Origin of the sequence: Paraburkholderia sp. BR10872 (assembly GCF_040965835.1) — a bacterium.
In the GTDB taxonomy this organism is placed as follows: domain Bacteria; phylum Pseudomonadota; class Gammaproteobacteria; order Burkholderiales; family Burkholderiaceae; genus Paraburkholderia; species Paraburkholderia nodosa_A.
This window is the reverse complement of sequence record NZ_JBFRCN010000073.1, coordinates 1-13,543: the sequence shown is the minus strand read 5'-3', so window position 1 is coordinate 13,543 and position 13,543 is coordinate 1. Positions and strand designations below refer to the sequence as shown.

11 protein-coding genes and 1 pseudogene are annotated in these 13,543 nt (G+C 66.6%); 6 read left to right on the top strand and 6 right to left on the bottom strand.

Translation table 11 applies throughout. From position 1 onward, the window contains the following. Positions 1 to 582: 582 nt before the first annotated feature. Both AB4Y43_RS36155 and ribA read right to left on the bottom strand, forming a co-directional pair. On the bottom strand, positions 583 to 1,536 hold the full coding sequence (locus AB4Y43_RS36155; protein WP_342946468.1) for an SH3 domain-containing protein: 954 nt from the start codon (positions 1,534 to 1,536) through the stop codon (positions 583 to 585). 78 nt (positions 1,537 to 1,614) lie between these two features. Beyond that, positions 1,615 to 2,262 carry a GTP cyclohydrolase II gene (gene ribA, locus AB4Y43_RS36150; RefSeq protein WP_035513597.1) on the bottom strand — a complete coding sequence of 216 codons (648 nt, stop codon included), beginning with the start codon at positions 2,260 to 2,262 and terminating at the stop codon, positions 1,615 to 1,617. A 284-nt stretch (positions 2,263 to 2,546) separates the two neighbouring features. Between ribA and AB4Y43_RS36145 the strand changes: the two genes are divergently transcribed. Beyond that, positions 2,547 to 2,990 (top strand): CBS domain-containing protein, encoded by a 444-nt coding sequence (locus tag AB4Y43_RS36145; RefSeq protein WP_069266211.1) that lies wholly within the window; start codon positions 2,547 to 2,549, stop codon positions 2,988 to 2,990. A gap of 303 nt (positions 2,991 to 3,293) precedes the next feature. On the opposite strand, the gene AB4Y43_RS36140 is transcribed toward AB4Y43_RS36145, so the two are convergent. Beyond that, positions 3,294 to 3,638 (bottom strand): DUF4148 domain-containing protein, encoded by a 345-nt coding sequence (locus AB4Y43_RS36140; RefSeq protein WP_368602848.1) that lies wholly within the window; start codon positions 3,636 to 3,638, stop codon positions 3,294 to 3,296. Positions 3,639 to 3,854: 216 nt separating this feature from the next. Then, entirely contained in the window at positions 3,855 to 4,469 is a 615-nt protein-coding gene (locus AB4Y43_RS36135; RefSeq protein ID WP_342946598.1) for a DNA-3-methyladenine glycosylase, read from the bottom strand. A 175-nt stretch (positions 4,470 to 4,644) separates the two neighbouring features. Here AB4Y43_RS36135 and AB4Y43_RS36130 point away from each other — a divergent pair, with 175 nt between their 5' ends. Beyond that, positions 4,645 to 5,037: a hypothetical protein gene (locus AB4Y43_RS36130; RefSeq protein ID WP_069266209.1), complete on the top strand. Its 393-nt coding sequence runs from the start codon at positions 4,645 to 4,647 to the stop codon at positions 5,035 to 5,037. On the opposite strand, the gene prpR is transcribed toward AB4Y43_RS36130, so the two are convergent. Continuing rightward, positions 5,034 to 7,079, bottom strand: a complete 2,046-nt coding sequence (gene prpR / locus AB4Y43_RS36125) for a propionate catabolism operon regulatory protein PrpR (protein ID WP_368729966.1) — start codon at positions 7,077 to 7,079, stop codon at positions 5,034 to 5,036. The genes AB4Y43_RS36130 and prpR overlap by 4 nt on opposite strands. 234 nt (positions 7,080 to 7,313) lie before the next feature. Between prpR and prpB the strand changes: the two genes are divergently transcribed. From prpB to prpF, 4 genes are all read left to right on the top strand, one after another. Continuing rightward, positions 7,314 to 8,204: a methylisocitrate lyase gene (prpB, locus tag AB4Y43_RS36120; RefSeq protein ID WP_368729965.1), complete on the top strand. Its 891-nt coding sequence runs from the start codon at positions 7,314 to 7,316 to the stop codon at positions 8,202 to 8,204. Positions 8,205 to 8,251: 47 nt separating this feature from the next. After that, the gene (prpC, locus tag AB4Y43_RS36115; protein WP_069266207.1) at positions 8,252 to 9,418 is read left to right on the top strand and encodes a 2-methylcitrate synthase; all 1,167 of its coding nucleotides are present in this window, start codon (positions 8,252 to 8,254) and stop codon (positions 9,416 to 9,418) included. An 84-nt stretch (positions 9,419 to 9,502) separates the two neighbouring features. Further along, the gene (gene acnD, locus AB4Y43_RS36110; RefSeq protein ID WP_368729978.1) at positions 9,503 to 12,100 is read left to right on the top strand and encodes a Fe/S-dependent 2-methylisocitrate dehydratase AcnD; all 2,598 of its coding nucleotides are present in this window, start codon (positions 9,503 to 9,505) and stop codon (positions 12,098 to 12,100) included. A gap of 58 nt (positions 12,101 to 12,158) precedes the next feature. Next, positions 12,159 to 13,349 (top strand): 2-methylaconitate cis-trans isomerase PrpF, encoded by a 1,191-nt coding sequence (prpF, locus tag AB4Y43_RS36105; protein ID WP_368729964.1) that lies wholly within the window; start codon positions 12,159 to 12,161, stop codon positions 13,347 to 13,349. Between the two features lie 95 nt (positions 13,350 to 13,444). Here the strand turns inward: prpF and AB4Y43_RS36100 are convergent. Further along, positions 13,445 to 13,543 (bottom strand): annotated as a pseudogene (locus AB4Y43_RS36100) (IS110 family transposase); the annotation flags it as partial.

The window sequence follows — 13,543 nt, the reverse complement described above, 5'->3', positions numbered from 1 at the left end:
CGGATTCCGCCCCCGGAGTCGGACCGCCAGCGCAGTCATCGTCGTACGCGGCGCGAGCCCCGCTGCCAGCGTCACCGCCCGACGCTGTCAGCGGGCCGCAGCCGCCTCCCTGCACGACGAGGCACGTGCCGCCATCGCCACGTCCACCTCAAAGCACTGGTTTTCCCAGCGTTATCCGGCGAACTCGGGTTCGCTCTGACTTCCTCTTGCTGACTGCGTCGCCAGGTCCCGAGCGAGCCAGCCCCCGTAGCAGAAATCCGTTGCCAGCGGCGCATGCGCGAAGCTCGCGTGGCGCTGGCGGCGTGCGGCCGTGCTTGCACTTACCGCGACGACGTATTCTCACCTGGGTGCCGTGAATTTACTGTCAGGGATTGTTAAATCTGTCAGAGCCGATGAAAAACGGTGAACAGCCGGGCAGATGGCATGGCTTGGGGGATGGCTCCAGCGAGCCCGCGTAACGCAGCGCATGCCCGTCACGCGCCCGGATTGATTCGCAATCCTAACTCTCAGCCGGAAGACGGCAGCGGCGGGATTCCCGCCATGGAGATATCCCGCCGCCGCAGCGAAGCAAGTCAGTATGCGTTAGTGCTCGGATTGCCGGTCATTGCCCCGTTCGCCACCCTGGGGAGCATGCCCGCCCTGACCACCACCCTGAGGCGGCGCAGCCGGCCGCCCCTGCGGCTGTTGAGGTGCGGGCGGGCGCATGCCGGCCTGCGGCTGTTGAGGTGCGGGCCCAGGCGCGCGCATGCCGCCCTGCGGCTGGGGCTCCGGCGGACGCGCATAGCCCTGCGCGGGCGCGCCGGCGGGCGGCCGGCCGCCGAACTGCTGCTGCTCGGGCGGATGCCCCGCCTCGTGGGGACGCATGGTGCCCGGTTGCTCCCCGTTGCCGGGCGGGCGGCCCGCGCCCTGCGGCGGCATGTAGCCCGGCGCACGCGGCGCTTCGGGGTTGCCAGGCGGCCGTTGCGTCCCGGGCGGCGGTGCGCCGCGCATCGGCTCATCGGGTCGCGAGGGACGCTCGCCACCGCCAGGCGCAATGGCGGACGGACGGCCCGGCGCACCATGCCACGCCGGCGCTGCCGGCGGACGGCCGCGTTCGGGCGGCGGCACGTGCTCCCAGCGATGCTGTTCGCCATACCACGGCCGGTCGCGATAGAAGCTGCCCCAGTAGGCGCCGAGCGAGAACGCCACGATCGGCAGGCCGATCTGCGCGCCATAGTCGGTGAGCGGCACGTAGCTGCCCTGATACGGATAACTGAGATACCCGCCGTAGACCCAGCCGCGCAGACCGGGCACGGTGACGTCACACCACGAATAGTCGCCCACGCAGCCCATCACGGTGACGGGCTGGCCGGGTCCCAGTTCGGCTACGACGGGATAGTCGCCTGAAGGCCCCGCGTACAGATCCACCGGTTCGCTCGTATACGCCGCGGATTGCGCGCTGGCGGCAGACGACGCGAGCACGAGACCGGTTGCGAGGCACGCGCCGGCGAGCGCAGGTACGACCGCGCGCAGGCGCGTGTTGAAGCGCTTGGACATCGTTTCTCCCTGTTCCAGCTAGTTTGTTTTGCCGCTGCGCAATTGCCGTGCCCGGCCCGTCGTGACGACGATTCGAGGCTATTCGTTTTCTTCGAAGTAATGCCCGAACTTGACCTGCTTGGTGCGGATATAACGCTCGTTTTCCTCGCGCATCGGGATCGCGAGCGCCACGCGTTCGATCACCGGGAGGCCGTGCTGCCTGAGCGTGTCGAACTTCTTCGGATTGTTGCTCATGAGCTTCACCGACGACACTTTCAGCAGGCGCAGGATCGCTGCCGCCGAATCGTATTCGCGCGCGTCGTCGGGCAGGCCGAGATCGAGGTTCGCCTCGACGGTGTCGCGGCCCTGCTGCTGGAGCTGGTACGCGCGGATCTTGTTCGACAGGCCGATGCCCCGGCCTTCGTGGCCACGCAGATAGAGCAGCACGCCACGGCCTTCGGCCGCGATGTAGCGCAGCGCGAGGTCGAGCTGCTCGCCGCAGTCGCAACGGTAGGAACCGAACACGTCGCCGGTCAGGCACTCGGAGTGGAGCCGCGTCAGCGTAGGCTCGCCGCTGCCCACGTCGCCCATGACGAGCGCGAGATGCTCGGCACCGCCGTCCTTCACCCGGTAGACATAGGACTCGAACGTGCCGTAGCGGGTCGGCAGCGTGGCGGTCGCGTCAAGCACGACGCATTCGTTGGCGTTGTCGCCGTCCGCACAGGACGACTCAGGAAGCGTAGGCATGATTCTCGAGCAAAAACTGGCAAAACCGGCAAGGGGCCGGGTTGAGGTTCGGAACCGGAGTTTACCGCCATTTGCTCCACCTCGCCGCCCAGCCCAGTAGGGGAGGCTCGGCCCGCGCCGCATGCCCTCGGCATAAATGGTGCGACCCCCGCGCATACCCCGAGGACGCACGGCACGCCAGCCGCCTATACTGAAATGGCTTTCCAATGGCTTGACGGGCGATACACCCGGCTTGCCGCACCGCGCAATGACTGGACAACCAGAAGGACGAAGAGGGTCGCCCTATGACAAGCGTTGCACAGGTACTCAAATCGAAACCGGAACAGGTGGTGTACACGATCGAAGCCTCCGATTCCGTCTACAACGCAATCCGCCTGATGGCCGATAAGCAGATCGGCGCGCTGCTCGTGACCGACGGTCCATCGATCGCCGGCATCGTCACGGAGCGTGACTACGCGCGCAAGATCGTGCTGATGGACCGATCTTCGAAAACGACCGCCGTGCGCGACATCATGAGCACGCACGTGCGCTTCGTCCAGCCGGAGCAGACCACCTACGACTGCATGGCGCTCATGACCGAGCGGCGCATGCGCCATCTGCCCGTCATGGACGGCGGCAAGCTCGTGGGGATGGTGTCGATCGGCGACCTGGTGAAGGAAATCATCGCCGAGCAGAAGTTCACGATCGAGCAACTCGAGCACTACATCACCGGCGGGACTGGCGCCTGACGTAACGCGCCCGCCCCACCAGCCCACCAGACGTGAAAAAGCGCCCAATCCCGACGGGGTTGGGCGAAGCCACCTTTCGGCGGCGGAGGTTCCACGCATAAAAAATCGCGCGATGGTTTGCGCGGGCGGCGTGCGACAAAGGCGGAACGCTGTCCGCCTTCGCCAGTATGGGTTTAGAGCTTTGCTGGGTGGGGGCGCTGCCGGGTCAACTTGCGCGTGCGTCCGTGCCTGCTCGCAGCGCCCTGGCACCGGTTTGCGCTGGAACGGCCAGCCTCGGCCGATCGATGTCGCCCGGTTGCCCGCTTAGTTGCCGAAGTACACCGACTGCGACGGGCGCACCGTGGCCGGCTGGCCCGACTGCGCCGAACCGGAGGTCGACGGGCCATAGCCGCTCGTTTCGGCTGCCGGCGCTTGTTGCGCCAACCCTTCCTGCTGGCTCACGCGGGCTTCGGCGGCCTGGATGTCGCTCGGGTACGTCGCGTCATTGGCGGTAGCCGGGTTGTAGCCGGCCTTCTCGAGCTGGATCAATTCGGACTTCACTTCGGCGCGTGTGACCGGACCGTTGCCTTGCACCTGGGCAAACGAAAGGGCCGGAGCAGCCACGAGGGCGGCGACGAATGCGGCTTGAATCAGGGTACGGGATTTCATGTTCATTACCTCCATCACTTGTTTTATTCCGACGGCGGTGTCTGCTTGCATCGCCGAACCAGTGATTTCAGTGTATTGAGACAGGAGCCCAGGGGAAACCCTAATTTTGGGAAAATACACTTTCAATCGCGGCAACAATGCCGCGCGCATGCGATATCGGCCGAACGCCTTGCGGCGCGGCGCTTCCCGCGGATTTCGCCGGAGCGCTCGTGCCAGTCACAGCGGGGCGACGCTGCCGTCCAGCAGCTTACGTGGGCCGCTCACGAACCGGCTGCCCCGTTCGTAGAAACGCAGCGGCCGGTCCATCTCACGCGAGAGCCCGATGCGTGTCGTCACGCCCACGGGCCGCTCGGGTTCGTCCACGCGGCCGATCCAGAGTCCGTGCCCGCGGCACAGGTCCACGCCGTCGAAGGCCGCCGCAATGCCGAACGCCTGCGAGAGCCGCCCCGGCCCGCGCGCGAGATCCCGCAGCGGGACGCCGGGGCGCAGCGCCTCCATCGCGCCGATGCCTTCGAGCGGCTCCAGCGCGCGAAACAGGATGCCCGCGCCCACGTCCACGGCTTCGCTCGACATGTTGAACATCCAGGCGCTGCCGTAGGTCAGCCGCACGTGGGCATGACCGCGCTCGAGGAACATCGCGGCGTTATAGGGCCGGCGTCCGATGTAGGCGTAGCTCGTGGAGTCGCCCACGGGATACGCTTCGACTTCGACGAGCCGCCCCACCATGCGCCCGCGCGCCAGGTCGCGCACGAGATATTTGCCGACCATGAAGCGCGCCAGCTCGGCGGTATCGAGCGGCAGGTCGTGGCGGTGCAGTGGCAGTATCGTCATCGAAGCGTTCTCGGGGTGGTCGGCGTGGGCATCGCGGTTTCGCGGACCGGCAGAGTGTAGCGCTGGCCGCGCCCAGCTACCGCTCATCCACGGCTTAGCCACGCGCAGCCGGCCATTGCGCTACCATCGTCCGCATATCCGCGCGAACGGTTCGCGCTACCCAAGGAGCCGTACGATGAACGAACAAAGCGCGATTCAATTCCTCACGACCGTGCGCAAGCCCCTGCTCACGCTGCACAAGGCGATTCTCGACCACGAGCGCAAGGACTACGAACGCGAGTTCGGACCGGTCACGCCGGCGGCCTTCCTGCAGGTGCTCATCAACGGCTCGGGCTTTCGCTGGCTCATGCCGCTCTCGACGGTGATCGCCAACGTCGACGAAACGCTCGACGCCAAGGATGCGAGCCCCGACGATCGCATCGGTGCGGCGCAAGGCGTGGCCGCACTCTTCTCCGGCGAGGAATCGGCGGAGTTCTACGAGCGCTATCAGGCGTTGCTGCAGGCGAGCCCCGAGATCCTGCACTTGCACGGGACCGTGGCGCCGCTCCTCAACGCCCTGAAGAACTAAGCGTTTCTGGCGCGCGGCGCCTTGCGAGGCGCCGCGGCCACCGTGGCCTCGGCTGCTGCGCCGCCGCGCTTGCCCTTCGCGGCGGAAAGGCGTCGCCACAACGTCGTCTTGCTGATGCCGAGCATCTCGCACGCGCGGTCGCGATCGCCGTTGCAGGCGTCGAGCGCGGCGCGGATTTCATCGGCTTCGGTATTGAGGCTGCGCTCACGCAAGGTGAGCGCACCCTCGCCTGCTGTCGCCGCGGCGCCACTCGCAGCGCCGCGCGACTCGAACACCTCCGGCGCGATGGAGCGCAGCACGTCGGGCGCCAGCACGTCCTCTTCCGAATCGGCCAGTTCCACCACCATCCGCTCGACCACGTTCTGCAACTCGCGCACGTTGCCGGGCCATGCGTGCCGCGCGAGCGCGCCGCTCACCCGTGCGAGCGTGCGCGACGCGTCTTCGGGCGTGCGGATGCGCACGGCCACGCGCGGCTCGCGGCGCGAGGCCTGGAACAGCAGTTCCGACGCCAGCAGCGCGATGTCGGCGCCGCGCTCGCGCAACGGCGGAATGGCGAGATTGAGAATGTTCAGGCGATAGAAGAGATCCGCGCGAAACTCGCCCGCTTCGATCTGCTCGGTGAGCGCGCGGTGCGTGGCGGCGACCACGCGCACGTCCACGCGCGTGGGCTCGGTGGCGCCGAGGCGCACCACCTCTCGCTCCTGCAGCACGCGCAGCAGGCGGCTTTGCAACGGCAATGGCATCTCGCCGATTTCATCGAGAAAGAGCGTGCCGCGGTGTGCGGCCTCGATGAGCCCCACCTTGCCGCCGCGCCGCGCACCCGTGAACGCGCCCTCCTCGTAGCCGAACAGCTCGCTCTCCAGTAGCGCCTCGGGAAACGCGCCGCAATTCATCGCGACGAACGGAAAGTCGCGCCGCGGGCTCTCGCGATGAATGCCCTGAGCGATCATCTCCTTGCCGGTGCCGCTTTCGCCGCGGATCAGCACCGTGGCGTCCGACTTCGCATAGCGCCGCGCGAGCTGGCGCACGCGTTCGATGCCGGGCGTCGCGCCGCTCAGGTCGTCCAGCCGGTAGCGCGCGACGAACTGCTGCGTGCGCTGACGCGAGCGCAGCGTGCGGTCGAGCCGCTCCACCGCACGCGACTCCTGAAACGTGAGCACGGCGCCTGTCGTCACGCCGTTGTCGACGAGCGGCCCGCGATGCACGACATAGCTCACGCCGCGCACGGTCTCGAGCGATTCGCCATCGGCTTCGGGCAGCGCGAACGCGATGTCGGGCGCGAGCGCCGCGAGCGACTGGCCCGCGGCCGCCGCCGGATCGATGCCGAGCACGGCCGCGAGGCGCTGGTTGATCGCCTCCACGCGGCCGCGCGCATCGAGCGCGACCACGCCGTCGCGCAGGTGTTGCAGCACGCTGTCGAGGCGCTGCCGGCGCTGCGTTTCGCGCCAGGTGGCTTGCACGAGATCCAGCGCGTTGTCGAACGCCGCGCGCACCGAGGGCCGCGAGTAGACGAAAAACGGCACGAGCCCGAGCCGGGCCGCGAGATCGTTGACGAGGCCCGGCCCCACGACCGCGCCCACGCCGCGGTCGCGCAGGTCGAGCACGCAGGCCTCGGCGTCCTGAACCGTGCGGTACTGGCCGAACACCACGTCGATGCCATAGGCGCTGGCAAAGCGCCGTACTTCCACAGGCGTCTCACCGTAGGTGACGAGCGCGACGAGATCGGCCTCGCGCCGCGCGCGGGCGAGCGCCTGCATCACGTCGAAGCCGGTGGGCTGCACGAGCACTACGGGCAGGTCGATACGCGCTTTCAGATAGGTGCCGTTCGAGCCCGCCGCCACCACCACATCGGGCCGCTGGTTCGGCCCCGCGGCGGCGAGTTCGGCCACCGCTTCCTCGAAGCCGCGCGGCACCACGCGCAGGTCCGCGAGTTCGTCGTATTCGCGGGCGATGTCGCGAAACAGGTCGCGCAGGCGGCTGATACCCATGGCCCAGACACGCGGGCGGATGGCGGAGGAAGCGGGAGCGGGAAAGCGGTTCATGATGTCCAACGATACGGTCGTGACGCCGGGGCCGGTGCAGCCGATAGCCGACCTCAGCCAGATTTCGCATTATCGCGCGCCGATTTCATTTTTGAAATTGTGATTTCACCATGGAAATCGGGGCCCGCTACCGGCACACGCGATTCCAGCGCAAAATCAACGCGTTAGCCTCCTGGCGCGGAGCTGGCACGCTATCTGCAGTATCAGGCGGCGATTCAATTGGAGACATCCCGCATGAACAACAAAATCCCCGCCAGCGCCGGCGCGAAATTCCGCGCAGCCGTGGCTGCCGAACAACCGCTGCAGGTCGTCGGCGCCATCACCGCGTATGCGGCCAAGCTCGCGCAGGCGACCGGCTTCAAGGCCGTCTATCTTTCGGGCGGCGGCGTGGCCGCCAACTCGCTCGGCGTGCCGGACCTCGGCATCAGCACCATGGACGACGTGCTGATCGACGCCCGCCGCATCACCGACGCCGTCGACATTCCGCTGATGGTCGACATCGACACCGGCTGGGGTGGCGCATTCAATATCGCGCGCACGATCAAGTCGTTCATCAAGGCAGGCGTGGCCGCCGTGCACCTGGAAGACCAGGTGGGTCAGAAGCGCTGCGGCCATCGCCCGAACAAGGAAGTCGTGGGAACCGACGAGATGGTGGACCGCGTGAAGGCCGCCGTGGACGCGCGCACCGACGACGGCTTCGTCATCATGGCCCGCACCGACGCGGCCGCCGTGGAGGGCATCGACGCCGCGATCGAGCGCGCCGTGGCTTACGTGGAAGCGGGCGCGGACATGATCTTCCCCGAAGCGATGAAGTCGCTCGACGACTACCGCCGTTTCCGCGCCGCCGTGAAGGTGCCGATTCTCGCCAACCTCACGGAGTTCGGCTCGACGCCGTTCTTCACGACCGAAGAACTGAAGAGCGCGAACGTGGATATCGCGCTCTACTGCTGCGGCGCGTATCGTGCGATGAACGCTGCCGCGCTGAACTTCTACGAGACCGTCAAGCGCGACGGCACGCAAAAGGCCGCCGTCTCGACGATGCAGTCGCGCGAAGACCTCTACCGCTACCTCGGCTATCACGCATACGAAGACAAGCTCGACGCGCTCTTTGCCGCGAAGAAGTAAATCCGCCCACCATATAGTTCACAGATACCTGGAGAGAGGAAGACACCATGAGCGAAGCAGAAAACACCACGCAAGCCGCTGGCGGTTTCAAGCCGAAGAAGTCCGTTGCGCTGTCTGGCGTGGCGGCGGGCAACACGGCGCTGTGCACCGTGGGCCGCACCGGCAACGACCTGCACTACCGCGGCTATGACATTCTCGACCTCGCCACCGCGTGCGAATTCGAAGAAGTCGCGTACCTGCTCGTGCACGGCAAGCTGCCGAACACGTCCGAACTGGCCGGCTACAAGGCGAAGCTCAAGGCGCTGCGCGGCCTGCCCGCCAACGTGAAGACGGCCCTCGAAGCCGTGCCCGCCTCGGCGCACCCGATGGACGTGATGCGCACCGGCGTCTCGATTCTGGGCACCGTGCTGCCCGAGAAAGACGACCACAACCTGCCGGGCGCACGCGATATCGCCGACCGCCTGATGGCCTCGCTCGGCTCGATGCTGCTGTACTGGTATCACTTTTCGCACAACGGCAAGCGCATCGAAGTCGAAACCGACGACGACTCGATCGGCGGCCACTTCCTGCACCTGCTGCACGGCCGCGCGCCGTCGAAGTCGTGGGTCGACGCGATGCACGTGTCGCTCAACCTGTACGCCGAGCACGAGTTCAACGCCTCGACGTTCACGGGCCGCGTGATCGCGGGCACGGGCTCGGACATCTACTCGGCCATCACGGGCGCGATCGGCGCGCTGCGCGGTCCGAAGCACGGCGGCGCGAATGAAGTCGCGTTCGAGATCCAGTCGCGCTACGAAAACGCCGACGACGCAGAAGCCGATATCCGCGCACGCGTGGAGAAAAAGGAAGTCGTGATCGGCTTCGGCCACCCGGTGTACACGATCTCGGACCCGCGCAACAAGGTCATCAAGGAAATCGCGAAGAAGCTCTCGAAAGAGCAGTCGAACATGAAGCTGTTCGACATCGCCGAGCGCCTCGAATCGACGATGTGGGAAGTCAAGAAGATGTTCCCGAACCTCGACTGGTTCAGCGCCGTGTCGTATCACATGATGGGCGTGCCGACCGCCATGTTCACGCCGATCTTCGTGATCGCGCGCACGGCCGGCTGGAGCGCGCACATCATCGAGCAGCGCATCGACAACAAGATCATCCGCCCGAGCGCGAACTACACGGGTCCGGAGAATCTGAAGTTCACGCCGATCAGCAAGCGCTAATCGCCGGAGGCGATGCGTCGTAGCGTGACGACGTCGCCTTCGATCCTGCGCATCGCCGCTTACAATCCATTTGGTCCCCAAGCCGTGAATACCGCCTACCGCAAGTCCCTCCCGGGCACCCGGCTCGATTACTTCGACGCGCGCGAAGCCGTCGAGGCCATCCAGCCCGGCGCCTACGCCACGCTGCCGTACACCTCGCGCGTGCTCGCCGAAAACCTCGTGCGCCGCTGCGACCCGGCCACGCTCACCGCCTCGCTTACGCAGCTCATCGAGCGCAGGCGCGACCTCGACTTTCCGTGGTTCCCGGCGCGCGTGGTCTGCCACGACATCCTCGGGCAAACCGCACTCGTCGATCTCGCCGGCCTGCGCGACGCCATTGCCGACCAGGGCGGCGACCCCGCCAAGGTGAATCCGGTCGTACCGGTGCAACTGATCGTCGACCACTCGCTCGCCGTGGAATGCGGCGGCTTCGACCCGGACGCGTTCAACAAGAACCGCGCAATCGAAGACCGCCGCAACGAAGACCGCTTCGACTTCATCAACTGGACGAAGAAGGCGTTCAAGAACGTCGACGTGATTCCTCCGGGCAACGGCATCATGCACCAGATCAATCTGGAGAAGATGTCGCCCGTGATCCAGGCGCGTGACGGCGTGGCGTTCCCCGACACCTGCGTCGGCACCGACAGTCACACGCCGCACGTCGATGCGCTCGGCGTGATCGCCATCGGCGTGGGCGGCCTCGAAGCCGAGAACGTCATGCTCGGCCGCGCCTCGTGGATGCGCCTGCCCGATATCGTCGGCGTGGAGCTGACCGGCAAGCGCCAGCCCGGCATTACCGCCACCGACATCGTGCTCGCCCTCACCGAGTTCCTGCGCAAGGAAAAGGTCGTGGGCGCCTATCTGGAGTTCCGTGGAGCAGGCGCATCGAGCCTCACGCTCGGCGACCGCGCCACGATCTCCAACATGGCGCCCGAGTATGGCGCCACGGCCGCGATGTTCTTCATCGACGACCAGACGCTCGACTATCTGCGTCTCACGGGCCGCGACGAAGAGCAGGTCAAGCTCGTCGAAACCTACGCGAAGACCGCGGGCCTGTGGGCCGATACGCTCGCCAACGCGCAGTACGAGCGCACGCTCACGTTCGATCTTTCGAGCGTGGTGCGCAACATGGCCGGCCCGTCGAATCCGCACAAGCGTCTGCCCACATCCGCTCTCGCCGAGCGCGGCATTGCAGGCAAGTGGGAAGAAACGCCGGGCCAGATGCCCGATGGCGCGGTCATCATCGCCGCCATCACGAGTTGCACGAACACGAGCAACCCGCGCAACGTGATCGCCGCCGCGCTGCTCGCGCGCAATGCGAACGCGCGTGGCCTCACGCGCAAGCCGTGGGTGAAAAGCTCGCTCGCGCCGGGATCGAAGGCCGTGGAGCTTTACCTCGAAGAAGCCAACCTGCTGCCCGATCTGGAAAAGCTCGGCTTCGGCATCGTCGCGTTTGCGTGCACCACGTGTAACGGCATGTCGGGCGCGCTCGACCCGAAGATCCAGCAGGAGATCATCGACCGCGATCTGTACGCGACCGCCGTGCTCTCGGGCAACCGCAACTTCGACGGCCGCATTCACCCGTATGCGAAGCAGGCGTTCCTCGCCTCGCCGCCGCTCGTCGTCGCCTATGCGATTGCGGGCACGATCCGCTTCGACATCGAACGTGATTCGCTCGGCACGGACAAGGACGGCAAGCCCGTGTACCTCAAGGACCTCTGGCCGAGCGACGAAGAGATCGACGCCATCGTCGCGAAGAGCGTGAAGCCCGAGCAGTTCCGCAAGGTCTACGAGCCGATGTTCGCGGCCACCGCGGTAACAGGCGAAACGACCGATCCGCTCTACGACTGGCGCGCGCAAAGCACCTACATCCGCCGTCCGCCGTACTGGGAAGGCGCACTGGCTGGCGAGCGCACGCTCAAGGGCCTGCGCCCGCTCGCGGTGCTCGGCGACAACATCACGACCGACCACCTCTCGCCCTCCAACGCCATCCTGCTGGACAGCGCCGCGGGCGAATACCTCGCGAAGATGGGCCTGCCCGAAGAGGACTTCAACTCGTACGCAACCCACCGCGGCGACCACCTCACGGCGCAGCGCGCGACCTTCGCGAACCCCACGCTCATCAACGAGATGGCCGTGGTGGACGGCGCCGTGAAGAAGGGCTCGCTCGCGCGCGTCGAACCGGAAGGCAAGGTCACGCGCATGTGGGAAGCCATCGAAACCTACATGGAACGCAAGCAGCCGCTCATCATCGTCGCGGGCGCGGACTACGGCCAGGGCAGCTCACGCGACTGGGCGGCCAAGGGCGTGCGTCTCGCGGGCGTGGAAGTGATCGTGGCGGAAGGCTTCGAGCGCATTCACCGCACGAACCTGATCGGCATGGGCGTGCTGCCGCTCGAGTTCAAGGCGGGCACGAACCGCACGACGCTCGGCATCGACGGCACGGAAACCTATGACGTGATCGGCGAGCGCACGCCGCGCGCCGACCTCACGCTCGTGATCGAACGCCGCAACGGCGAGCGCGTGGAAGTGCCGGTCACCTGCCGGCTCGACACGGCCGAAGAAGTGTCGATCTACGAAGCCGGCGGCGTGCTGCAGCGTTTCGCGCAGGACTTCCTCGAATCGTCACAGGCAGCGGCATAAACGGGAAACGGGCGGCGCAGCGGTCACACGCGCGCCGCCCTTCGTTTCAGGACAACACATGGCACACGTACCTCAGATCAAGATCCCCGCCACCTACATCCGCGGCGGCACCAGCAAAGGCGTGTTCTTTCGCCTCCAGGATCTGCCCGCTTCGGCGCAGCAGCCCGGCGTTGCGCGCGACAAGCTGCTCATGCGCGTGATCGGCAGCCCCGACCCGTACGGCAAGCAGATCGACGGCATGGGCGGCGCGACGTCGAGCACGAGCAAGACCGTGATTCTGGCGAAGAGCAGCAAGCCCGACCACGACGTCGACTACCTGTTCGGCCAGGTCGCCATCGACAAGGCCTTTGTCGACTGGAGCGGCAACTGCGGCAATCTCTCCGCCGCCGTGGGCCCGTTCGCGATCAGCGGCGGCCTCGTCGACCCGAGCCGCGTGCCCGACAACGGCGTGGCGACCGTGCGCATCTGGCAGGCCAACATCGGCAGGACCATCATCGCGCACGTGCCGATGACGAACGGCCACGTGCAGGAGACGGGTGATTTCGAACTGGATGGCGTGACCTTTCCCGCCGCCGAAGTGCAGCTCGAATTCCTCGACCCGGCCGCCGAGGAAGAGGGCGCGGGCGGCGCGATGTTCCCCACCGGCAATCTCGTTGACGACCTCGAAGTGCCTGGTGTGGGCACGCTCAAGGCCACGATGATCAACGCGGGCATCCCGACGATCTTCGTGAACGCCGAGACCATCGGCTACACGGGCACGGAATTGCAGGACGCGATCAACAGCGACGCGCAGGCGCTCGAAAAATTCGAGACGATCCGCGCGCACGGCGCGCTGCGCATGGGGCTCATCAAGCACCTCGACGAGATCGCCACGCGCCAGCACACGCCGAAAATCGCCTTCGTGGCGAAGCCCGCGGGCTATACGGCGTCGAGCGGCAAGCGCGTGGAAGCCGGCGATGTGGACCTGCTGGTGCGCGCCATGTCGATGGGCAAGCTCCACCACGCCATGATGGGCACCGCGGCCGTGGCGATCGGCACCGCGGCGGCCATTCCCGGCACGCTCGTGAATCTCGCGGCGGGCGGCGGCGAACGCAGCGCGGTGCGCTTCGGGCATCCGTCGGGCACGCTGCGCGTAGGCGCCGAGGCGCGTCAGGAAAACGGCGAATGGACGGTCACGAAGGCCATCATGAGCCGCAGCGCGCGCGTGCTGATGGAAGGCTGGGTGCGAGTGCCGGGCGACGCGTTTTAAGCAGCGGTTTTAGGAAGTACGCGGTTTGCGATGATGAAATAAACCGCCCTGACGTTGTGATGCGTCAGGGCGGTAATGAGCAACTGTCTTACCTGTCAAGCCGTGTGGATGGATTCATCCCACGGCTTTCCTGTTTTTGCGATGGCGTTGAGGATAGTCAGCAGCTTTCTCATGCAGGCAACCAGAACAACCTT

What these genes read in the sequence shown, in the direction of transcription:
- AB4Y43_RS36140 (WP_368602848.1), bottom strand. Translation starts at nt 3,638, where the DNA reads ATGAAATCCCGTACCCTGATTCAAGCCGCATTCGTCGCCGCCCTCGTG.
- AB4Y43_RS36145 (WP_069266211.1), top strand. Translation starts at nt 2,547, where the DNA reads ATGACAAGCGTTGCACAGGTACTCAAATCGAAACCGGAACAGGTGGTG.
- prpB (WP_368729965.1), top strand. Translation starts at nt 7,314, where the DNA reads ATGAACAACAAAATCCCCGCCAGCGCCGGCGCGAAATTCCGCGCAGCC.
- prpF (WP_368729964.1), top strand. Translation starts at nt 12,159, where the DNA reads ATGGCACACGTACCTCAGATCAAGATCCCCGCCACCTACATCCGCGGC.
- prpC (WP_069266207.1), top strand. Translation starts at nt 8,252, where the DNA reads ATGAGCGAAGCAGAAAACACCACGCAAGCCGCTGGCGGTTTCAAGCCG.
- prpR (WP_368729966.1), bottom strand. Translation starts at nt 7,079, where the DNA reads ATGAACCGCTTTCCCGCTCCCGCTTCCTCCGCCATCCGCCCGCGTGTC.
- ribA (WP_035513597.1), bottom strand. Translation starts at nt 2,262, where the DNA reads ATGCCTACGCTTCCTGAGTCGTCCTGTGCGGACGGCGACAACGCCAAC.
- AB4Y43_RS36155 (WP_342946468.1), bottom strand. Translation starts at nt 1,536, where the DNA reads ATGTCCAAGCGCTTCAACACGCGCCTGCGCGCGGTCGTACCTGCGCTC.
- AB4Y43_RS36130 (WP_069266209.1), top strand. Translation starts at nt 4,645, where the DNA reads ATGAACGAACAAAGCGCGATTCAATTCCTCACGACCGTGCGCAAGCCC.
- AB4Y43_RS36135 (WP_342946598.1), bottom strand. Translation starts at nt 4,469, where the DNA reads ATGACGATACTGCCACTGCACCGCCACGACCTGCCGCTCGATACCGCC.